The sequence below is a fragment of the Bradyrhizobium sp. AC87j1 genome (genome assembly GCF_002936975.1).
GTDB classification, from domain to species: domain Bacteria; phylum Pseudomonadota; class Alphaproteobacteria; order Rhizobiales; family Xanthobacteraceae; genus Bradyrhizobium; species Bradyrhizobium shewense.
In genome coordinates this window covers 34393-55057 of the sequence record NZ_PTFE01000054.1, presented here as the reverse complement: position 1 = coordinate 55057, position 20665 = coordinate 34393, and the positions used below count along the sequence as shown (strand labels likewise).

Sequence of the window (20665 nt, the reverse complement as noted above, 5' to 3'; positions counted from 1 at the left end):
CGTGCACCTCTCCCGCTTGCGGGGGAGGGTAGGGGTGGGGGTGTTTCCGCAGAGAAGGTCCTCGAGCGGAGAGAGCCCCCACCCGCCGCACGTGGGACGATGCTTCGCATCGCCCGGCGCGCGTCGACCTCCCCCGCAAGCGGGAGAGGTGCACCTTTTCCGTGGCTCGGACGGCAATCATTCGGCGAAAGCTACAGCACGAGAGATCAGACGCGAAGCGCCCGTCACTTGTCGAGCCATGCGTCCTTGAAGCCGTCATTGACCCCGATTCCCGTGGTGATCAGGTTCTTGACCTTGCACCGCATGATGGTCGGGAATTGCAGCTCGAGCATCCAGGCCACCGGCACGTCCTCGACCAGGATCTTCTGCGCCTTCTCGTAGATCTCCTTGCGCTTGGAGTCGGGGGTCGCGACCGCGCCGTCGGCGAACAGCTTGTCGATCTCGGGATTGGAATAGCCCTCGACGTTGTTGAACATCTGGCCCTTGGCGATGGCGCTGGAGACGTAGTTGCGGCCGACGCCGAGCGCGGGATCGCCATACTGGTAGAGATAGGTGAAAGCGATGTCGTAGTCCCAGTCGCCGATCTTCTGGTTGCCGCCGGCGACGTCGGTGGCGATGGTCTCGATATTCATGCCGACGTCCTGGAGGTTCTGCTTCACGGCTTCACCCCAGCGCTGCCAGGTCTCGCCATAGGCGAGCGGCAACAGGCGGATCTTCTCGCCCTTGTAGCCGGCTTCCTTCAAGAGCGCCTTGGCCTTGGCCGGATCGTACGGATATTTCTTCACGTCGTCGGTGTAGTATTTGATGGTGGAGGCGGACGGGCCGGTCGCGACCTTGCCGAGCCCGTTCCAGATCACGTCCTTGGCGAAGTCGCGGTCGATCGCATACATGATCGCCTGCCGCACCCGCTTGTCCGCGAGCGGACCCTGGCGGTTGTTCAGCCACAGCCAGGCCAGCGGCGAGAAGAACTCCCAGCCGGCGCCGGTGACGCAGGTGTCCTTCAGCTTGGACAGCCGCGGCACGTCGAAATTCTCCACCGAGCCGCCGGGCAGCACGTCGACCTTGCCGGTCTCATACGCCACCGAGCGCGCCGCGGCGTCGGGAATGATCTGCCAGTAGATCTCGTCGAGATAGGGTTTGCCCTTCTCGTGATAGTTCGGATTCTTGACCAGGCGGATGAACGAGCCCTTCTGCCATTCCCTGAACATGAAGGGGCCGGTGCCGACAGGGGCGTTGTTGTAGGGATTGGTCTTCCAGTCGGTGCCTTCATAGAGATGCTTGGGCACCATCGGCATCGAGCCGACCTCGAAGATGCCGAGGAACGGGCCGAACGGCTGCTTCAGCGTGAAGACGACAGTGTAATCGTCGGGCGCCTCCACCTTGTCGACCTGCGCGAGGTTGTTGCGAGCGCGCGCGTGGGTCTGCTTCAGCATCTCGACCGAGAACAGCACGTCGGCGGCGGTGAAAGGCTTGCCGTCGTGCCAGGTCACGCCCTTCCGGAGCTTGAACGTGTAGATCTTGGCGTCCTCGCTGACGCTCCAGCTCTCGGCGAGCTCCGGCTGCGGTTCGAGCTTCGGGCTGTAGCGCAGCAGGCCCTCGAAGATGTTGCCCGAGACCATCTGCACCGGGCCGTTCTGGACCATCGCCAGCATCAGGCCGGGCGGCTCGGGCTGGATCACCGCATTGATCACACCTCCGGTCTTCGGCTCTTGCGCCAGTGTCGGAGCCGTGAGGCCGCAAGCCAGGAGGAGACCAAGCAACACTCGTTTCGGCATGTCGTATCTTTCTCAAGCGAGACCAGCCGTCAACGCTTCGCACGCCATGGCGCGCAAAGCTACGGCCGGTCCATCCCAGTCCCCATCCGATATCGAGGCTCACATAGTCCCGTTCGGCGCCGCAAGATGAAAGTCGCGACAGTGCTCGCACAAAAAATGTACAGCGCGTCCTGTTTTCTGCATACCTTCGCGCACGGCGGATCGGCCCGCTCCGGGCGATCAGGCGGCCTTACTCCTGTCGAGAGACTGCGAAGGCGTTGCACAAGCCTGCGCCTGCGACCAAAAGCATCAGGCGGTCATGATGCGCTGAGAGCCCGTCGCCGCCCAACCGGCCAGGAATAAAGTGGATCGCCCTGCGATAGGTCAGAGGCGGCCCCGCTCTGGATTTGATCCGGATCAAAGCCAAGCCGCCGCTTTTGCGATCGAATAGCAACTGGCGACGCGGCGCTGTGCGTTCTGAGCCGTGAGACGCGTGAGACGATCGATGGGCTTCTAGGCCACGAATATCCCTGCGGTTGACGATAGCGGTCCTGATGTCGCCGGCCTCGAGCTGCCGCCCGATGCGGGCGTGCAGCATTGTCTGCAATTGCTCAGCGATGCCGGTCTGCGACCGACGCGCCAGCGCCTTGCGCTCGGCCAATTGCTGTTCCTGCGCGGCCATCGTCATGTCACCGCCGAGAGCCTGTTCGAAGAAGCGATGGCGGCGAGCGCCTATCTGTCGCTTGCGACCGTCTATAACACGCTGAACCAGTTCACCGAGGCCGGCCTCTTGCGCCGGATCGCGGCCGACGGCATCAAGTCGTTCTTCGACACCGACACATCGGTGCATCCACACTTCTATCTCGAGGGCGAGGATGTGCTGGTCGATGTTGCCGAAGGCCTCGCCTTCACCAAGATTCCGGAGGCGCTTCCCGGCCACGAGATCGCGCGGCTCGACGTCATCGTCCATTTGCGCCGCAAGCGCGCGTAGCGCCGGGGTAAGAGAAGCCGCCTAGCGCAGCCCCGCGCGCCGAAATCCTTCCAGATAGTGCTCGCGATCCCCGTCATTGGCCCACGGAAGTTGCGTCGCGATCCAGTGCAGCGAGATGTCGGGCTGGGTGCGGCGGAGCTCGCCCAGCGCCGTCTCCGCAAGCGTTCCGTCACCGGTCATGCCGGCGGAGACCGCGAGCACGCGGTAGGCGCCGGTGAGATCGCCGCGATGGCGGATCGCCTCGCGCGCCAGCGCGATGGCCTCGTCATAACGGTGTTCGGTGAAGCGCGCATAGCCCGCGATGCCGTGATAGATCGCCAGCGACGGATCGCGCGGTGACAGCCGGATCGCCCTTTGAGCAGCCTCGAACGAATCCTTGGGACGTCCGGCATAGGACAGCGCCAGCGCGTAATAACCCTGCGCCAGCGAGAAGTTCGGATTGAGCGCGAGCGCCTGCTCGAACTCGGACAGCGCGTCCGCGAGCCTGCGTGTCGAGAAGCAGACGCTGCCGAGCGCGACATGCGCCCAGGCATCTTCATGGTCGCAGCGCACCGCGGCCAGCGCGGCGGCTTCCGCCACCGGCGCCACGGTGGCCAGCTCGGCCCAGCCGAGATGCACGCCCAACATGTAATTCGCCGCCAGCACCGACAGCGCCTGGCCGTAATTCGGATCGATCCCGATCGCGCGTTCGAGCAGCGTCCGTGCGGTCTCGTGATCGCGCCGGGTCACGCGCCAATAATGCGACAACGCCCGCATCAGGAAATCCCAAGCGTCCAGGCTCGCAGGTCCCTTGCGGTGGGCGCGAAAACTCTCGGCCGCGTGAATCTGCGGTTCGATCGCCGCGGCGATCGCGTTGGTGATCTCGTCCTGGACGGCGAAGACGTCGACCAGCTCGCGGTCGTAGCGCTCGGCCCACAGATGGCTGCCTGACGTGGCATCGTTGAGCTGCGCGGTGATGCGCAGCCGATTGCCCACCTTGCGCACGCTGCCTTCGACGACGTAGCGGACGCCGAGCTCATCCGCGATCTGCCTGAGGTGGACTGCGCGTCCCTTGTAGGTGAAGGACGAGTTGCGGGCGATCACCATGAACCAGCGCTGCTTCGACAGCGCCGTGAGGATATCCTCGCTGATGCCGTCGCCGAAATAGTCCTGCGCGGGATCGCCGCTCATGTTCTCGAAGGCGAGCACCGCGATCGCCGGGCGGTCCCCCACGCGCGAGGGGGCGGGCCTGGCTTCGGCTGGCACGATCGACGCTGCCACATCTTCCCGGACCTCGCCGACGAAACGAAAGCCCTTGCGCGGAATGGTCTTGATCAGCCGCTGCGTCGCGCCGTCGTCACTGATCGCCTTGCGCGCGGCGTTGATGCGGCTGTTCAGCGCCGAATCCGAGATGATGCGGTCGCTCCAGATCTGGCTGATCAGGTCATCCTTGCTGACCACACGCGCGCGTTGCGCGACGAGATAGAGCAAGAGATCGAACACCTGCGGCTGCAACGGCACGGCTGTCCCGCCACAGGTCAGTTCCCGCAGGTCGCCGTCGAGCACGTTGTTTTCAAAGCGAAATCGCACGTTTCTGTCGTCTCAAGCAAAAATCAAAGTCGTCTCAGGCGAAAATCAACCGTCCGCGAAAGTCTGGGGGCGTCCGATCCGGCATGGTGCGAAGACCAAACAGTGCCGATGCCTCGGCACAACGGAGCGTTCTATGACCCAACTTGATCACCAGGTTCATTCTATCAGCCCGGAGGTTGCGGGCTCACGCATTTTCAGGTTCATCGCCTTTCTGTACGGAATTGCGGCATATCTCGTGTTTTTCGTCACCATTCTCTACGCCATCGGCTTCGTCATGGGGCTGGTGGTGCCCAAGACCATCGATACCGGAGCCGACACACCGATGGCCGAAGCCGTCATCGTCAATCTCCTCCTGATGTCGCTGTTCGCCCTTCAGCACAGCGTGATGGCGCGCAAGCAGTTCAAGGAGTGGTGGACGCAGTTCGTCCCCAAGCCGGTCGAGCGCTCGACATATGTGCTGTTCGCGAGTCTGTCATTGCTGCTCCTGTTCTGGCAGTGGCGTCCGTTGCCTGCGATCGTATGGAATGCCGAGAACCCGGATCTCGCCGTGACGTTGGTCACGCTGTCCTTCGCTGGGTGGATCCTGGTGTTCACCAGCACCTACCTGATCAATCATTTCGAATTGTTCGGATTGCATCAGGTGACCAACCATCTGGTCGGCAAGGAGATGACGCCGCCGCGCTTCAGGACGCCGCTGCTCTACAATTTCGTCCGCCATCCGATCTATCTCGGTTTCATCATTGCGTTCTGGGCGGCGCCGACCATGACCGCGGGACATCTGCTGTTTGCGGTCGTCACCACGCTCTACATCTTCGTCGGCATCGCGCTGGAGGAGCACGACCTCGTCGCTCTCTTCGGCGACGAGTACCGGCAGTACAAACAACGGGTGTCGATGCTTATTCCCTGGCGCCGGTCACTCTAGCCTCGTCGCGGCATTGCGCGCGTCCGCCGAACGGAGGACGCTTGGCCGCGCCGGCTGAGGTATGAGAGCATCTCACATACCCGTCCCCTCAACGTCCCGCGGGGTGATGTCCCCCTTCACCCCGACACCTCTCCCCGCATTCCCATCGGTCCCGACATATTGTGGACGAGGAGCGGGGAGAGGATTTCTTCCTCTTCATCAAACGGAGACGACCCAATGAAACATGTCGGAAACTGCTTCTGTGGCGCGGTCACGATCGAGGTCACGGGCGCACCGGAGGCGATGGGCTATTGCCATTGCCGTTCCTGCCGCTCCTGGTCGGGCGGCCCGGTCAACGCCTTCAGCCTGTGGAAGCCCGAGGCCGTGCGCGTCGCCGGAGGCGCCCAGAATGTCGAGACCTTTGCCAAGACGCCGCTCAGCGAGCGCAAATATTGCAAGAAGTGCGGCGGCCATCTCATGACCAACCATCCGCCGCTCGGCCTGGTCGACGTCTTCACCGCCACCATCCCGACGCTCGCCTTCGCGCCCGGCGTTCACGTCAACTATGCCGAGACCGTGCTGCCGATGCGCGACGGCCTGCCCAAGCTGAAGGATTTTCCGGCCGAGTTCGGCGGCAGCGGCGAGATGATGCAGGAGTAGCGGCGCCGGGTTTCGAGAGGGCGGCAGCACGCCGCTCCTCTCTTCTTCGCGGGAAAGGCGACGGATCAGCCGCCGCGCGATTCGACGACCTTGCGGCAGCTGTCCGAGAGCTTCGACTTGTTCACGCGCAGGCAGGCATTCATCTGCGGCGGCTTGCCGATATGTTCGGCGCAGAATTTGCTGGCATCGCCACGGCAGGCCATTTGCTCCTGGACCGATGGACCGGATTGCGCAGCAGCGGGCAGGGCGGAAGCGGCGAGCAGCAGCGCGGCAACAGCTGAAATCTTCATAAAGCACCTCTTTGGAATCGACGTTGGTCCCGACCGGGATCAATCGGGCCGGACCATCTCGCGAAGGCCGTGCATGGGTCCATGCCATGTTCATGGCGTCGGCCCGGTGTCCGGCCGCAGCGACCCCCATCTTCATGGCATGTATCCGCGCGCCGTCTTTTGTCATTCAGGCTGCACCTCGGCTGCGAAACCCGGTGATTGCATCGGGGCGCCGAACGGGAAGCAGGAGAGCAAAGGATGTCGAAGAGAGCTGGAGCGCTGAGTGCGGGGCTGACGGTCATGGCGCTGGCCGGCGCGGCGATGGTGTCGCTGGGCACGAGCCCGGCACAGGCGGTGGTCTATTGCAAGACGGTCGGCGTGCCCAAGGGCTGCGTGGTGCGGCCGACGGCGGCCGTGGTGGTCGCGCCGGGAGCGCCGGGAGCGCCGGGAGCGCCGGTCGCAAGGGCCGCGGTCGCAACGCGCGGCGTCGGCGCGCCCGGGGTCGGCGTGCGCGCGGGAACGCCGATGAATCGCGGCGGCCCGGTCAATCGCGTCGGCGTGCGCTGATATTTCCATTCGATTGAATTGATTGCATCGCCTCGGGCCCAGGGCGCCCTGCGGACGAACCCCCCGTCCTCCGCCGGCAAATCACCCGGCCCGTTCCCTCTCTCCGCGCGTCCCACACGTTTTGGAGAGGGGGCTTTTCAGCCCGCAGCCGCGTCGCTGTCGGGAAAATGCTGCGGCAATTGCAGCCGCACCCGCGTGCCGGAAGCATCGGAACTCAGGTCGAGCACCGCGCCGCAGCGCGCGGCGCGATTTCCCATGTTGCGCAAGCCGCGCGCGGTCTGGCCGGTGCGCCCGGCTTCGCCATTGCCGGCCAGCGAAAAGCCTTGGCCGTCGTCGGTCACGCTGATCAGGCCGTACGGCCCCTCGCTTGCATCGAGCGTCTCGATGGTGACCGCGATGCGGTGTGCCTGTGCGTGCTTGACCGCATTGGTCACGGCCTCGTCGAGGATGCGCACGATCTGGATGACGTGCCATGGCCTGAGTTCAGGGTGCAGCGGCAGGCCCTGCGGGGTCGCCACGCGCCAGTCGAGCGTGATGTCGTGCGGTCGCAATTGCGCGCTCGCGCGCTCGCGCCAGGAGCCGAGCGCGAGCATCAGGTCGCCACCGATGTCGTCCATGGAATCGATGACGAGACGCAGATCCTTCAACGCGGCACGGGCGGCTTCGGTGATGGTCGCGCCCTCATGGCCGCGCTCGGAGAGAGCGACGATGCTGACGAGCTGGCCGCCGAGGCCGTCATGCAGGTCACGCATCAGTCGCGTGCGCTCATTGGCGAGCGCGGCGGCGCGCGCGCGCTCCTCCTCGCGGACGAAGCTCGCCTTCAGCCGCTCCTCGGCTTCGCGAACGCGCGTCACCAGCTGGCCGGCGAAGCTGTCGACCTGGTTCAATGCGCGGGCAAAGCGCCAGGTCAACCCGGCCCCGATCGCGACCAGCATCGCCGAATAGGACAGGCGCGAGACGAAGATGCGATCGTTGCTCACGATCTCGAGCACCGTGAGCATGTCCTGGACCCAGCAGACCAGCACGATGGTGACGGCGCAGCCGATCGTGAAGCTTGCCGCATCCTGCCGCCGGACGACCGCAGTCGCGGTCACCCAGGCCATCAGAAACAGGCAAAGCCCGACGGTGGGGATGCCGAGCACCAGAAAGAGGATGCGCGGCAGCGGCGGGCCCCCGATCAGCCCGACCACGAACACGACGAGGCCTGGCACGAACAGCAGCATGCCGTAGCGCGGCCAGCGCCAGCCGAAGAACAGCACGCCGAACATGACGACCAACGCACTCTCGATCGGCGCGGACGCCAGCAGCACCGCGGCAAGCCGCGACGTGGCGGCCGGCGGAACCGGCGGCGGTACGTACGCCTGCACCACGCCGAGCACCATCGCAGCCGCCAGCACGCCGTAGACCGGCTCGCGGCGCCGCATCAGCCACATGATCGCGAGGATGACGGCGAGGATCGACTGCCAGGCCGAAAACACCACGGGGAGGGTGACAAACAGCAGCGTCCGCGTCTCATAGGCTGGCCGCAAGGCGGCATCCGGCCCGACATAGACAGTGTCGAGAAAACCCTTCAACGGGCCCCACACGAACAGGCGCACCGTGATCTCGTTGGCGCCCTCGCGCAGCAGCGAGGCGGGGATTGCTGCGATCTGCGGCGTGTTGCGGTCGGGCCGGTTGGCATTGGCGTCGCGCCGGGAATCGAGCACGACGACGCCGTCGACGGCGACCTCCACCGCGTTGCTGAAGCGCGGCAGATAGACCGACCATCCCGATGCCGCTTCGCCGCGCCGGAACGTGAAGCTGCCGGTGTAGAGCGGCGGGTCGTCCAGGGAATAGCGCGAAGCCGTGAAATGCGGCAGCGTTACGGGGCGCGCCACGCCGTCCTCCCGCAGCGAAAATCCGCTCAGCGCAAAATCGTCGGGGTCGTTCGGCTGCAGCAGCCGCAGCCCGAGAATGGTGGCGATCACGATCAGCGCCTGCAGCAGCAGATAGGGCACGAGGCGCGAGGCGATCAGCCGGCGCCGCGGCCGCGTGGGTGCTTTCGTAGCTGCCTTTGTAGGTGCTTTGGCCGCGATCTCGCTCACAGCTTGATCAGGCCCTGCTGCACCGCTTCGAACACCGCTTCGCTGCGCGTGTGCACCTCGAGCTTGCGATAGATGTTCTTGATATGGCCGGGCACGGTCTGCTTGGACAGGCCGAGATGGCTGGCGATCTCGGCATAGCTGAAGCCTTTTGCGATGCCCCAGAGGATGTCGATCTCGCGCGGCGTCAGCCTGGCGGTGTTGAGCGCCGGGCCGGGCGGCGGCTCCGCCGAATTTGGCGCGGCACCTTGGGTTCTTCGCACGATGAAGCGCGCGATCGAGGCCGAGATCGGCGAATGGCCGGCGACCAGATCGCGCACCGTGGTGGCGATGTCGGTGGGGAAGGCGTCCTTGAGCAGATAGCCGGTGGCGCCGACCGTGATCGCCGAGATCACGCTTTCCTCGTCGCCGAGGGCCGAGATCACCATGATCTCGGTGTCGGGGAAGCGCTGCCTCATCTCGCGGATCAGCTCGATGCCGTGGCCGTCGGGCAGGCGCAGATCGGTCAGCAGCACGCGGGGCGCGCCGCCGGCAAGGACGGAACGGGCTTCGCCGAGCGTGCCGGCGCTGCGCACCTCGTAGCCAGCCTTGACCAGCGCATCCTGCAGCCGCCAGCAGGTCGGCGCGTCGTCCTCGACGAGGAGGATGGTGATGGCTTCACCCGTCTCGCCCTGTTCAGTCATGATCATGGTCCCGCGACCCGCGTGTCCCCCGCGGCGCAAGGCAAGTTTAGCCGCCGGACGCGGGCAGCGACACCCATAATCATGGGGGCGGGGATGCCCCGTGTCCAAGTCGCGGCGCCGGAGAGCTCCGAGGCCTCAGTTGCTCGCCAGCGGTAATGCCGGCTTATCCGGCGGCATCGGTGGGGCCGGCAGGCGCTGGACCTTGATCTTCGCAGTGCCGCTATTGTTTCGGTAGAAGAGATCGTGCGGCCCCTGGATCGCATCGAGCCAGGACGGGATCCACGACTCCGGAAGCAGCCGCGGGAATATCTGGACGGCGTCATTGACGTAGAAGAACAGCTCGCCGGACTCGGGCGCCACGAATTCGGCGACGACGCGGCCTGTCAACAGCTGCTTCGTCCAGATCTGGCTTGCCTCGGCGAGCATGGCCGGTGGAATCGGTTCGAATTTGCCGAGTCCGTCGAGCCTCCCCTTGAACTCGGGCGTGTCGTCGAGCCGCACGGGGTACCTGTTGCGGCTCCTGCTGATGTCGTCCTCCGCGGGCAGGGTCGGCTTCATGCGGCGGGGAAATTCGTCGGCCGGCGTCACATTGACTGCCTTGAGCGGCAGGTCATTGATGCCTTTGCTGCCGACGCGCACCACGGGCTGGAACCAGTCCGCCGCGAACAGACGACGCTCCGGCAGCACAACGTAGTGGTGCGGCTCGTAGGTCGCAAATCCGTTCACGCCGCTCATGATGGTACGGTCGAACCATGGCTCTTTGATCTCGAGAAAGACGCGGTATTTGCGGCCCTTCTCGACGGCAAGCCCGCTCCACCAGCAAAAGTCCCGGGTGTCGAATAACGCGCGCGCGTCGACCGGCTCGTCCGTCACCGGCGTGCCGGTCTGCAACGCGGCAGAGCCCTTGACCACAGGCGGCGAGCAGACCGAGCCGAGCGCGAGACGTCCGGTGAACAGGCTGCCCGACACGATCAGCGCGGCCGAGCCGAAGATCGCGATCAGGAAGACCGCCGGCACCAGTCCCCTGGTGATGACGCGCTGCGCCGGGCTGGCGTTCAGGCGCATCCAGTGTCCGAACCGCATCAACGGCCCCGGCTTGTCGATGTGCTCCATGCTCGCCCTGCGGCGCGACGTGTTCCAGGCGAGACGCGCCCGCTCCTCGATGTCGTCACGCAACGTTCCGTTCTTGTGCCAGATCCACCAGGTGACGATCACCACGATCGAGGTCAGGAAGGGATAGTAGGTCGCGATGTTGAGCCAGGGGGCCGCATAGGACGGCAGCACGTCTCGCAGCAGATTGGTCAGCGGCGCCACCACTGCGCCCATCACCCAGTCGATATTGGTGATGAAGGACAGTGCGCCAGTGCCCTCCAGGGCGCGGTCTTCGGACCACTGCACCAGCGCGTGCGCGATCCACGGCCAGGCGGCGATCACGCCGGCCATGAACAATAGCGAGAAATAGGCGACGCGCCGCCACCACACGGTGTCGCGCGTGAGGCTCGACATGGTGGCGTCGGGCGTGCTCATCGCGGTAAAGGCTTTCGCCTCCTCCTCGCGTCGAGGGCCCGTCGCCTTTGCCAGATAGGCCGCTTTCAGAGCCTCGCGCGCATGCTGCTCGTCGAGATCCTTGGTCTCTCTCTCGGAACGCAGCGGCAACCTCGTTCCGTCCGGCAGCAGCACCAGGCAGTTCGCCGGAAGCATGATCGGCGCGTAATCGTCGCAGCCGAGCAGCATGCGCTCGATGACGGCGAAGTGCACCACCGGCAGCCCGCCATTCACGTCGCCGCCGAGGATCGGACGCGGCCCGTAGCGGTACAGCACCGCTGCGCCGCTGCGGGAATCATGCCGCGGCCCGAGCGCCGATTGATATTCCCCGAAATGCTCGATCTCGCCGTCCTGGAAGCGCAACCGGTCGCCGAGCTGCTCGACCATCCAGACCAGCGGCACGAAGGACAGCGTGGATTCCGGATAGCCGCCGCCGATATCGGAATGGACGCCCGTGAACCACACTTCCTTGACGATCTGCCCCTGCGCCAAATGGCTCTGGTCGATCCGCAGCGGATGGAAGGTGGTGCGTTCGTCGTCGAGCGCGAGCGCATGACAGGCGTGCCTGACCTTGTGCGACAGCCGGTGATTGCGGAACGAGATCGGCCAGATCGCCCAGTCGATGGCGAGGCGGAGCTCCTCGACCGGAACACCGAACGCCTCGACGGTGTCGAACAGGCCGAGGAATGCGATCTCGACCTCGCTGCGCCCGTTCATTTTGCCCCGCACCTCGGCATAGCTACGGTGCCCGCAAAGCCAGTGATAGACGAACAGCAGGAAGTCGCGGATCCAGCGCGTGACCCAGATCGTCGGCAGGCTCTTGGTCCAGGGCACGGTCTCGCGCCGGTACTCGCGCCAGGCGGCTTTGACGTTACGCCCCATCTCGGCATGCGACACCGGCGTGTCGTCGATCTCCGCCGGCACCAGGCCCTGGCTCGCGATCAGCGCCGCCAGCGTGCGCGCGGTAAAGGCGCCGCGGCTGAAGCCGAAGATGTAGATGTCGTCGCCGGGACGCCAGTTCCAGCACAGGAAGCGATAGAGCTTGCGGACGTTGCCGGGGACGCCGACGCCGGTGGCGCCGTCGAGCGCGGCAAGCGGTGCCCAGCCGGCAGTGCCGACACCCTTGATGTAATGCGCGATCTGATCCGGCTGGGTATGGTCCAGGGCTTCATAGAGACGCCAGACGCTGGATTCCTGCGTGGTGAACGCATTGCCGGTGCCGTCGGCGAACAGCACCAGCTTGCGCCTTGGCAGGCCCGCGCCCGCGCCGGCATTCCTGTCTTGATCGCTGGGCGCGCGTTCTGGCCTCGGAGAATCGGCGTTCCCCCCGACATCATGATGCGTCATGGGCCCCTCCGGCAATTCGACAAGGAAAGCGTCAGGCCAAACCGGGCATCATTTCTCGGAATCAATCAATGGTTGAAATATCTGAATCATGAAAATACAGGTGCATTCTGCGCACAGTCCCGTTGAGGTAGCAAGCGGGATCATGCGGCGTCGCTGCTTCCAGCGGGTCGTTGCGTGGCGACAGACTGTGCTGGATGTGCTGACGCCGTTACGAGAGATCCACCCGCGGCGGCGGGTAGCGCCGCGCCAACAGCGATAGCGACAGATCCCGCTCGTCCGCAGGCAGCTCAAGATAGGCCAGCACCAGCGGCCGCTTCCAGTCGCCGACGCCGAAATCCATCGCCATCCATTTCTGCGGCTCGGGGCCTTCGAGGCCCCGGACCCAGACGAAATAGCGGGGGAGGTCGTCGGCATCCGTCTTGCGTGTCCTGGCCATCAAACTGTCCGCTGCATCACATCTGCTGCCACAGGATATAGGGACTGGCGCGGCGAAGTGGAACGGGGCAGGGCAGCCGCTTATGGCCTGCTGGGCGTCTCGAAGGATGGCCGCAGGAAAATCATAGCCCAAACCTCAAGAGCCGGCCCAAAAGATTCTGGTTGACCGAAATTCGGAAATATCGTATGTGTCGCTCATCCCGGCCCAAGGATAAGGGGCGTTTCGCGATCGTCACGATGCGCGGGCCGGGTAGCGGTGGACGTGGAGTGCATCGGCGCGCCAGCAATCGCAGGGCGGGTTTGGCCCGTGAGCGGTTGAGCAGCGCGCACACGACCGGTGCGGTCCGCGTACGGCAAAAGCGTGTCGTCCTGACGCCCGGGGTCTGTGCGTCAAGGCTTGCGGTGATGTGAGCTGCCCGACCGGGCGTGCGCATCAGCCATCCGCAAGGCGACGGGGGCAATAGTGCATCGCTCCCCGGGGAGAGCGCGCCATAAGCCGTAAAACCATTGCGCAGGGAAAGGCCGGGATGTCCTGGGCTGCCCTGTATGCCGCTGTGCATTTGTCTTCGCAATTTGCGCGCAGCGGACCGCGGGTGCCAGCCGGCGCCCGGCCTTCCCTGCGCCCTTTCCAAGGAAGGGGCGTCAAGAGAAGCACAGGACTCGGGCGTCATGCGTCGCGAGGCCGAAGAGGCGTGTCCTGTTATCTAGAAATTGAAGTGGGCCCGCTGGTCCTGACGATCACCGCCACAACTCGCAGGTCGCCACGCGGTTGATGTCGGCGAGCCGGCGAGCGGCGTTTCCGTGCAGATCGAGGCTTTCGACCAGCGTCAGCAGGCGCCGATAGGCGACCTCGGCAATGTCGACCGGCAGCGGGGCCTCGTCAAAGGCCTCGACATAGCTGCCGATGACACCGCTGAGCAGGCGGCACAGGCCGCGCTGGGCGGGATCGTGCTGGCCGAGCGTCTCGAGCTTCTGCTGGAAGCTCTGGAAGGTCCGCAAACCGTGGTGTTGCTGCGAAAGCCACGCGTGCAGGTCGTTCATATGAGCTCCTTCGAGTGACGGAAGAAGCTACCGGTTTATACAGTGGAGATGCGGGGATGACTAGGGTGGGGAGAGCGAGTGTGTCGAGCTAGTCCGCCTTCGCCAAGGCTTCGGCGCGACAGCCTTTGGCCGCTTCGCATGGATATGGCTGCGCCCGGCTTGCCGAGCCATAGCTGCGAAGCAGCGAAGGCTGGTGCCCCTGGCCGGAATCGAACCAGCACTCCTTGCGGAACTCGATTTTGAGTCGAGCGCGTCTACCAGTTCCGCCACAGGGGCCCTCGGTCGGCCCTTGCAGGGAGCGTCGCGAAGCCGGCGGACTATAGCCATGGACAAAGCGGGGTCAACCCGCGCCAAAGTGATGTCAGCCGTTCTCGACAGCCGCATGGACCGGGGCTAGAGGCTTAAGGGCGCGACCTATCGGAAAGAGGCTGACGTGACGACCCAGAGTGCCGCCATACCTGCATTCAAGCCGGCTGCCAGCGGCTCCGCGCTGATGGCCTCGCTGCTCGTCACGCTGATTGCGGCCGCGACCATCGCGGGCGCCTGGTTCTTCCAACTCGTGCTGGAAATCCTGCCCTGTCCGCTGTGCCTGGAGCAGCGCTACGCCTATTACCTCGCGATTCCGCTCGGTGCGCTCACGGCGCTGGCGGCGCGGAGCGGCGCGCCGCGGCCGCTGCTGCTGGCGGGGCTGGCGATCCTCGCGCTGGCGACGCTCGCCAATGCCGGTCTCGGCACCTACCATTCCGGCGTCGAATGGGGTTTTTGGAAAGGGCCGACCGATTGCTCCGGTCCCGTCGTCAATCTCGGCAATGCCGGCGATCTCTTTTCAAAGCTCGACACCGTGAAGGTGGTGCGCTGCGACGAGGTGCAGTGGCGCTTCCTCGGCCTCTCGCTCGCCGGCTACAACGTCCTGATCTCGCTGCTCATGGCCGCGATTGCCGTGCGGGGATTTGCGAAGACGGCGAGAGGCTAGGCAAGCTGCCGTAAGGCGTGCCCACCATCTCGTAGTGATAAGGTCGAATGAGAACGTGGGCACGGCGCTATGCGCCTTTGCCCACCCTACGAGAGCGGAGTTCGCGAGGCGCACCGCGCTCTACTAATCATCCACATCGTCCTGCGTGCGTCCGAACAGATGCACGATGCCCGGCGTTGCGATCGTCACGAACACGAAACGCGACAGGTGGTGGGCCCCGACGAAGATCGGGTCGATGTGCAAGGTCAGCGCCAGCGCCAGCATGGCATCCATCGCGCCCGGCGCGAAGGCGACGACGGCGTCGGAGAATCTGACCTGGGTGGTCAGCGCGACGATGCCGACGAAAATGGCGGAGACGGCGATTGCGACCGTGAACGAGCCCAGCGCCGCGTTGAGGTGGCCGGCCAGCGTCTTGATCCGCATCCGCGCGAAACGGCTGCCGATCAGTGCGCCGATGCCGACCAGCGCCACGCCGCGCACCCAGTCCGGCAGGCCGCCCTCGACCCAGCCGGCGCCATGCAGCACGCTCGAGGCGATCATGGCGCCGAACATCCAGCTCGCCGGAAACCTGATCAGGCGCAGGACCAGCGCCATGGCCAGCGAGGCCGCGACCAGCTCGACGAGATCGAGCGGCGAGGCGATCGTCGTCGCCAGTGATGGCGCGGCAGAGGGGGCGACGCCCGCAAACGCGAGCACCATCGGCAGGGCCGCGGTGAGGATGATGACGCGCATGGTCTGCACCACCGCGATGCCCGGCAGGTCGGCGCCGCGCTCGACCGCCAGGATCGTGATCTGCGACAGCGCGCCGGGGCTGCCGGCCAGGAAGGCCGAGGTGCGGTCCCAGCCATGGATGCGCTGGAGGTAATAGCTCGAGCCGAAGGTCGAGCAGAAGGTCGCGAGCGCTAGCAGCCCGATGGTGAGGGGATATGCGCCGACCTGCTGAAGCAGATGGCGCGAGACCACCGAGCCCAGCGAAATGCCGAGCAGCACCAGCACGGTCTGGGTCAGGAGCGGCGGCAGCGCGAGCTGGCGCCCGGCAATCGCGGCGATTCCGACCGCGATCATCGAGCCGGAGATCAGCCCGCCGGGAAGGCCGGCGAGGAGAAACACAAGGCCGCCGGCGGTGCCGATGACGAGCGTCTCCGCCGTGCTCAAGATCTTGGCACGGCTCGGCCATTCAAACGACAGGGAGGCGGCGATTTGCTTCACGCCACCTTATCGCAAATCAGCGAGAGGCGCACAATTGCAGGCTCGTCATGCCGCAATGCGCGCGCCTCTCGCTGGAAGCTCGCCGAAGATCGTGTCGGAGGCTACTTCTTGTCCGCAGCCGGCGCGGCGGTGCCCGCCTTGGCGGTCTTGATGCATTCGGAGCGGAATTTCTTGCGCTCCTTGCCGTGCAGGCCCTTGGCGTCGGCCTGCTTGGAGCATTCGAGCGACTCGGCCGAGCGCTCCTTCGGGGCTTTCTTGTCGGCGGTAGCGGCAGGTTCGGTCTTGGTGGCCGGTGCAGCCGTCTGCGCGAAGGCGGTGCCGCCGGCGAGCAGGGAGGCGAGGGCGACGGCGGCGAGGCGAGAGGCGAGGGTCATGGTGTTGCACTCATCTTGCGAGAATTGCGAAGGACTGCGAACGTCGGCTCGCATTGCTGAACGCGACATGAATAATCTGAACGGCGCCGTTACTATATTTTGGCGGCCGGGAGCCATCGCTTCCTTGTCGCAAATGGCCGGCACGCTAGGATAGCAAGTCTTGTTTCACTTCCCCTCGGGGGAAGACCAAGGAGGAGACCTAAGGATGACCATTCAATCAAAAATGCTTTGCGCGATTGCGTTGTCGGGATTTGCTGCGTTGGCGGTATCGGCGCCAGCGCAGGCGCTGACGTCGCAGGAGTGCAGCGCCAAATACCAGGCGGCCAAGAAGGACGGCTCGCTCGGCACCATGAAGTGGAATGACTTCCGCAAGGCCCAGTGCGGCGCGGATGCAACGCCGGCTGCTGCCGCACCGGCTGCTCCTGCACCGACCGCGGCTGCGCCCGCTGCTCCCGCCGAGCCGAAGCAGGCCAAGAAGGAGGCGGCCCCGGCCGCCGCGCCGATCCTGCCGGCGGGACCTGCGATCTATCCGAACGCGATCGATCCGAAATATGCCAAGGAGACCCCGGGCAAGGGGCGCCTGCACACCTGCGTCGACCAGTACAACGCCAACAAGACCACCAACGGCAACGGCGGCATGAAGTGGATCCAGAAGGGCGGCGGCTACTACAGCGAATGCAACAAGAAGCTGAAGGGCGCCGCCTGAGCTTCGAGCTGATGCGAAGGCCGGAGCAACGCTCCGGCCTTTTTGCCTAATCCAGCAGTTTTTCGGCCGACTTCGCCACCAGTTGCGATCGCTTGCGCGGGCCGCGCTCGACGAACAACAGGCTCTGGCCGAAGATAAAGCAATAGAACAGGAAGGCCTGCGCCTCGGCCTCCTCGGGCGCAAGCCCGGTCGCGCGATAGAGCTCGGCCACGTGCTTGAGCCGCGCTGCGTCCACGCTCGCCACGGCGGCCGCGGCGTTCTCGTCGGAGCGGGCCCATTGTCGGATCGCGAGCTCGATCGCCATGGCTTCCGGATTGAGCCGCTCGGAATAGAGCTGGATCACCGCCTTCAGCCGTTCGCGGGGTTGTTGGCCATCGAGGCGCGTCTGCTGCGCGATCGACGCGGCCCGCCCCTCGCGCCAGCGCTGCAGCATGGCTTCGAGCAGCGCGGCGCGGTCGGCGAAGCGGCGGTAGAAGCCGCCCTTGGTGACGCCGAGATTCTTGGCGAGCACCTCGACCCTGACACCCTCGACCCCCGAGCGGGCGAGCTCGGCAAACCCCGCCTCGACCCAGACATCGCCCTTGCCGTCGCTCATGAAAGAAGCCTCCCGAACTCTTGATACGGTGCCGTATTGCTAACGCGTCTCGTGCCTGATACGCTACCGTATCAAGATCAATAAACAACGAGGGCGGAAAATGGCGATGGAGCAGGAGGCGACCTATCGCGGCACGGTCTATCCGTGGCAATGCGACCATGTCGGCCACATGAACATCATGTGGTATGTCGGCAAATTCGACGAAGCCAGCTGGAACCTGTTCGCCCGCCTCGGCCTGACGCCGAGCTATTTGCGCTCCTCCGGCCGCGGTATGGCCGCCGTGCAGCAGAACATCGCCTACAGGCGCGAGCTGCTCGCCGGCGACATCGTCGAGGTCCGCAGCCATCTGCTCGAGGTGCGCGACAAGTCGATCCGCTTCTGGCACGACATGACGAATGCCGAGACCGGCGAGATCGCCGCAACTTGCGAGATCACTGGCGTGCACATGGATCGGTGCCAGCGCAAATCGGCACCGTTCGCGGATGCCATCCGGGAGATCGCTCTGCACCATCTCGCCGATCCGGCCGAGGCCTGAACCATGGCCGCGTTCGAGCCGAAGAACCCGGGCTATCGCGCGGCGGCGATCGCAATGTTCGACGGCCAGCCGGCGATGCACACGCTCGGCATCGTGATCGTCCGCCTTGCACCGGGCGAGGCCGAGCTGGCGATGCTGCATTCGCCTGATCTCACGCAGCAGAACGGTTTTGTCCATGCCGGCATCATTACGGCAGGCCTCGACAATGCCTGCGGCGTTGCCGCCTTTACCCTGATGCCGCGCGAGGCCGACATCCTTACCGTCGAGTTCAAGACGACCCTGCTGGCACCCGCTCGCGGCGAACGGTTCGTGTTTAGGGCGGAGGTGGTCAAGCCCGGCCGCACGTTGACCTTCTGCGAGGCCAAGGCGTTTGCCGAGCACGAGGGCAACACCACGCTGATCGCCACGATGACCGGGACGTTGATGGCGATGGTGCCGCGCATTGCTGCTTCGCACGAGCCGCGCCCGTCTCGTGCATAGCTGCGATTGACAAGCCTGCCGGCGCATCCCTTGATGCGCTGGTCATGCTTGCGAGTCTCGGCCTCATCCTGCTGTGCCAATTGATCGGCGAAGCCGTCGTGCGCGGCCTCGGGCTGCCCTTGCCGGGACCTGTGCTCGGCCTGCTGCTGCTCCTCGTCCTGCTGCTTGCGCGGGATCGCTTCGCGATGCTTGCATACGGGCCGCTGCGCAACGACGGCGTGGAAACCGCAAGCAAGGGCCTGCTGGCACATCTGTCGCTGTTGTTCGTGCCGGCCGCCGTCGGCGTCGTGCAGAAGCTCGACCTGCTCGCCTCCCATGGCATCGCCATCGTCCTCGTGCTTGCGCTCTCCGTGGTCGTCACGCTGCTCGCGACGGTGCTGACCTTCCGCCTCGTCAGCCGCCTGTTGAAGCAGCAGGACGCGCGATGAACGACAATCCGTTCTCGCTCTGGGTCTATCTCTCGCAGTCGCCGCTGCTGTGGCTGACCGTGACGCTGCTGGTCTATGCGGCGACGGATGCGGTGTCGCTGGCGACGCGGCGCCATCCGCTCGCCAATCCCGTGCTGCACGCGATGTGGATCATCGGCGCGTTCCTGCTCGCAACCGGCACGTCCTATACGAGCTATTTCGCGGGCGCGCAGTTCGTGCACTTCCTGCTGGGGCCTGCCACCGTCGCGCTCGCGGTGCCGCTCTATGAGAACCGCAGGCGCGTCGTGTCATCCATCGTGCCGATGCTGGTGGCGCTGCTCGCGGGATCGGTCACGGCGGTGGTGTCGGTGGTGCTGCTGGCCGAGCTTGCCGGCCTGCCGCGCGACGTGGTGCTGTCGCTGGCGCCGAAATCGGTCACCGCCGGCGTCGCCATGGGCATCGCCGAATCCCTGCACGCCGATCCCTCGCTGGCGGCGGTGGCGGTGATCCTCACCGGCATCATGGGCGCGATCATCGTGACGCCGCTGATGAACCGCACCGGCATCACCGATTACCGGGCGCGCGGCTTCGCCGCCGGCCTTGCCGCGCATGGCATCGGCACCGCGCGCGCGTTCCAGGTCGACGAGATTGCCGGCGTCTTCTCCGGCATCGCCATGAGTCTCAACGCCTTGGTGACCTCGTTCCTGGTCCCCCTGGCGGTCACGCTGCTGGTGCGATGACATCGCCGCCGCGACACTCTATATGACGAGTAACAATTCCCGGTCCCGACCGTATTCAGGGAGATGGGACCGAAACGGGACGAGATATGGCTGGATTTGGGACTAAGGGCCTTGCGCCGACGCGGCGCGCGGCGTTGACGTTGATCGGGGCGGGCGCCCTCGCACTGACGGGCGCCTCGGCGCGCGCGGCGACCGACGACAACGAGGTGCTAACTGAAGCCAAGGTGCTGCGCGATCCCGACACGCCCGTCGCCGGCAATCCCAACGGCAACGTCACCATCGTCGAATGGTCCGACTACAATTGCCCCTATTGCCGCAAGCTCGAGCCCGAGCTGCGCCAGGTCGTCCAGGACGACGGCAAGGTGCGGCTGGTGATGAAGGATTGGCCGATCCTCGGGCCGGTCTCCGTCACCGCGGCGCGGACCGCTCTCGCGGCAAAATTCCAGGACAAATACCATCAGGCCCATGACGCCTTGATGGGCGTCAGCTCGCGCCTGACCGAGCCGCGCATCAACGAGCTGCTCGCCGCCGCCGGCGTCGACATGGATCGCCTGAAGCGCGATCTCGCCGGCCATGGCAGCGATATCGACGCCCTGCTCAAGCGCAACAACGAGCAGGCCGAAGCCTTCGGTTTCAGCGGAACCCCGTCTTTTATCGTCGGCAAGTACCGCGTCCCCGGCGTGCTCAGCATGACCGAGTTCGAGCAGGTCATCGCCGATGCCCGCAAGGCCAAGATGAACTGAGGCGCATCGGTCGTAGCCAACGCAAAGGCGCCGCCGCGGAGCTCGCGACGGCGCCTCGTT

The 20665-nt window shown here is 65.4% G+C and carries 23 protein-coding genes and 1 tRNA gene; 11 read left to right on the top strand and 13 right to left on the bottom strand.

Going from position 1 to position 20665, the window contains the following annotated elements; genetic code table 11:
* Positions 1–224 precede the first annotated feature (224 nt).
* Positions 225–1775: an ABC transporter substrate-binding protein gene (locus CV770_RS25130; protein ID WP_104464260.1), complete on the bottom strand. Its 1551-nt coding sequence runs from the start codon at positions 1773–1775 to the stop codon at positions 225–227.
* Between the two features lie 229 nt (positions 1776–2004).
* A complete protein-coding gene (locus CV770_RS42750; RefSeq protein ID WP_201760027.1) occupies positions 2005–2436 on the bottom strand; it encodes a hypothetical protein in 432 nt (143 codons plus the stop codon).
* Here CV770_RS42750 and irr point away from each other — a divergent pair.
* Positions 2326–2745: a Fur family transcriptional regulator Irr gene (irr, locus tag CV770_RS25125; protein ID WP_283811363.1), complete on the top strand. Its 420-nt coding sequence runs from the start codon at positions 2326–2328 to the stop codon at positions 2743–2745. The two genes, CV770_RS42750 and irr, sit on opposite strands and share 111 nt — an antisense overlap.
* A gap of 21 nt (positions 2746–2766) precedes the next feature.
* Here irr and CV770_RS25120 read toward each other — a convergent pair whose 3' ends face one another.
* Positions 2767–4314 (bottom strand): winged helix-turn-helix domain-containing tetratricopeptide repeat protein, encoded by a 1548-nt coding sequence (locus tag CV770_RS25120; protein ID WP_104464259.1) that lies wholly within the window; start codon positions 4312–4314, stop codon positions 2767–2769.
* Between the two features lie 133 nt (positions 4315–4447).
* Here CV770_RS25120 and mddA point away from each other — a divergent pair, with 133 nt between their 5' ends.
* Both mddA and CV770_RS25110 read left to right on the top strand, forming a co-directional pair.
* The gene (gene mddA / locus CV770_RS25115) at positions 4448–5236 is read left to right on the top strand and encodes a methanethiol S-methyltransferase (RefSeq protein ID WP_201760025.1); all 789 of its coding nucleotides are present in this window, start codon (positions 4448–4450) and stop codon (positions 5234–5236) included.
* A gap of 216 nt (positions 5237–5452) precedes the next feature.
* Positions 5453–5875, top strand: coding sequence for a GFA family protein (locus CV770_RS25110; RefSeq protein WP_091960133.1), 423 nt, complete (start codon positions 5453–5455; stop codon positions 5873–5875).
* Positions 5876–5940: 65 nt separating this feature from the next.
* Here CV770_RS25110 and CV770_RS25105 read toward each other — a convergent pair whose 3' ends face one another.
* Positions 5941–6165, bottom strand: a complete 225-nt coding sequence (locus CV770_RS25105) for a hypothetical protein (protein ID WP_104464258.1) — start codon at positions 6163–6165, stop codon at positions 5941–5943.
* Positions 6166–6402: 237 nt separating this feature from the next.
* On the opposite strand from CV770_RS25105, the gene CV770_RS25100 reads away from it, so the two are divergent.
* Complete coding sequence (locus CV770_RS25100) at positions 6403–6711, top strand: hypothetical protein (protein WP_104464257.1); 309 nt, start codon at positions 6403–6405, stop codon at positions 6709–6711.
* Positions 6712–6848: 137 nt separating this feature from the next.
* On the opposite strand, the gene CV770_RS25095 is transcribed toward CV770_RS25100, so the two are convergent.
* The 6 genes from CV770_RS25095 to CV770_RS25065 form a co-directional block, all read right to left on the bottom strand.
* The gene (locus CV770_RS25095; RefSeq protein ID WP_104464256.1) at positions 6849–8795 is read right to left on the bottom strand and encodes a sensor histidine kinase; all 1947 of its coding nucleotides are present in this window, start codon (positions 8793–8795) and stop codon (positions 6849–6851) included.
* The gene (locus CV770_RS25090; protein ID WP_165637496.1) at positions 8792–9475 is read right to left on the bottom strand and encodes a response regulator transcription factor; all 684 of its coding nucleotides are present in this window, start codon (positions 9473–9475) and stop codon (positions 8792–8794) included. The genes CV770_RS25095 and CV770_RS25090 overlap by 4 nt, the downstream gene beginning before the upstream one ends.
* Positions 9476–9610: 135 nt before the next feature.
* Positions 9611–12367 carry a T6SS phospholipase effector Tle1-like catalytic domain-containing protein gene (locus tag CV770_RS25085; protein ID WP_104464255.1) on the bottom strand — a complete coding sequence of 919 codons (2757 nt, stop codon included), beginning with the start codon at positions 12365–12367 and terminating at the stop codon, positions 9611–9613.
* A 208-nt stretch (positions 12368–12575) separates the two neighbouring features.
* Positions 12576–12803, bottom strand: coding sequence for a hypothetical protein (locus CV770_RS25080; protein ID WP_104464254.1), 228 nt, complete (start codon positions 12801–12803; stop codon positions 12576–12578).
* A gap of 737 nt (positions 12804–13540) precedes the next feature.
* Positions 13541–13843 (bottom strand): hypothetical protein, encoded by a 303-nt coding sequence (locus tag CV770_RS25070; RefSeq protein WP_104464253.1) that lies wholly within the window; start codon positions 13841–13843, stop codon positions 13541–13543.
* A gap of 191 nt (positions 13844–14034) precedes the next feature.
* Positions 14035–14119 (bottom strand) — tRNA-Leu (locus CV770_RS25065).
* Between the two features lie 157 nt (positions 14120–14276).
* Between CV770_RS25065 and CV770_RS25060 the strand changes: the two genes are divergently transcribed.
* The gene (locus CV770_RS25060) at positions 14277–14816 is read left to right on the top strand and encodes a disulfide bond formation protein B (RefSeq protein WP_104464252.1); all 540 of its coding nucleotides are present in this window, start codon (positions 14277–14279) and stop codon (positions 14814–14816) included.
* A 123-nt stretch (positions 14817–14939) separates the two neighbouring features.
* Here the strand turns inward: CV770_RS25060 and CV770_RS25055 are convergent, their stop codons facing one another.
* Complete coding sequence (locus CV770_RS25055) at positions 14940–16025, bottom strand: AbrB family transcriptional regulator (RefSeq protein WP_018316301.1); 1086 nt, start codon at positions 16023–16025, stop codon at positions 14940–14942.
* A 101-nt stretch (positions 16026–16126) separates the two neighbouring features.
* Complete coding sequence (locus CV770_RS25050; RefSeq protein WP_091960159.1) at positions 16127–16399, bottom strand: PsiF family protein; 273 nt, start codon at positions 16397–16399, stop codon at positions 16127–16129.
* A gap of 205 nt (positions 16400–16604) precedes the next feature.
* Between CV770_RS25050 and CV770_RS25045 the strand changes: the two genes are divergently transcribed.
* Positions 16605–17105 carry a hypothetical protein gene (locus CV770_RS25045; protein ID WP_104464251.1) on the top strand — a complete coding sequence of 167 codons (501 nt, stop codon included), beginning with the start codon at positions 16605–16607 and terminating at the stop codon, positions 17103–17105.
* A gap of 46 nt (positions 17106–17151) precedes the next feature.
* Here CV770_RS25045 and CV770_RS25040 read toward each other — a convergent pair whose 3' ends face one another.
* Positions 17152–17700, bottom strand: a complete 549-nt coding sequence (locus CV770_RS25040; protein ID WP_104464250.1) for a TetR/AcrR family transcriptional regulator — start codon at positions 17698–17700, stop codon at positions 17152–17154.
* A gap of 106 nt (positions 17701–17806) precedes the next feature.
* On the opposite strand from CV770_RS25040, the gene CV770_RS25035 reads away from it, so the two are divergent.
* The 5 genes from CV770_RS25035 to CV770_RS25015 all read left to right on the top strand — a co-directional run bounded on the left by CV770_RS25035 (position 17807) and on the right by CV770_RS25015 (position 20605).
* Positions 17807–18235 carry an acyl-CoA thioesterase gene (locus CV770_RS25035; protein WP_104464264.1) on the top strand — a complete coding sequence of 143 codons (429 nt, stop codon included), beginning with the start codon at positions 17807–17809 and terminating at the stop codon, positions 18233–18235.
* 3 nt (positions 18236–18238) lie between these two features.
* Positions 18239–18715 carry a PaaI family thioesterase gene (locus CV770_RS25030; RefSeq protein ID WP_091960171.1) on the top strand — a complete coding sequence of 159 codons (477 nt, stop codon included), beginning with the start codon at positions 18239–18241 and terminating at the stop codon, positions 18713–18715.
* Between the two features lie 44 nt (positions 18716–18759).
* The gene (locus CV770_RS25025; protein ID WP_091960174.1) at positions 18760–19143 is read left to right on the top strand and encodes a CidA/LrgA family protein; all 384 of its coding nucleotides are present in this window, start codon (positions 18760–18762) and stop codon (positions 19141–19143) included.
* Positions 19140–19862: an LrgB family protein gene (locus CV770_RS25020; protein WP_104464249.1), complete on the top strand. Its 723-nt coding sequence runs from the start codon at positions 19140–19142 to the stop codon at positions 19860–19862. Before CV770_RS25025 ends, CV770_RS25020 begins: the two co-directional genes overlap by 4 nt.
* Positions 19863–19948: 86 nt before the next feature.
* Positions 19949–20605 carry a DsbA family protein gene (locus CV770_RS25015; protein ID WP_201760024.1) on the top strand — a complete coding sequence of 219 codons (657 nt, stop codon included), beginning with the start codon at positions 19949–19951 and terminating at the stop codon, positions 20603–20605.
* Positions 20606–20665: the final 60 nt, after the last annotated feature.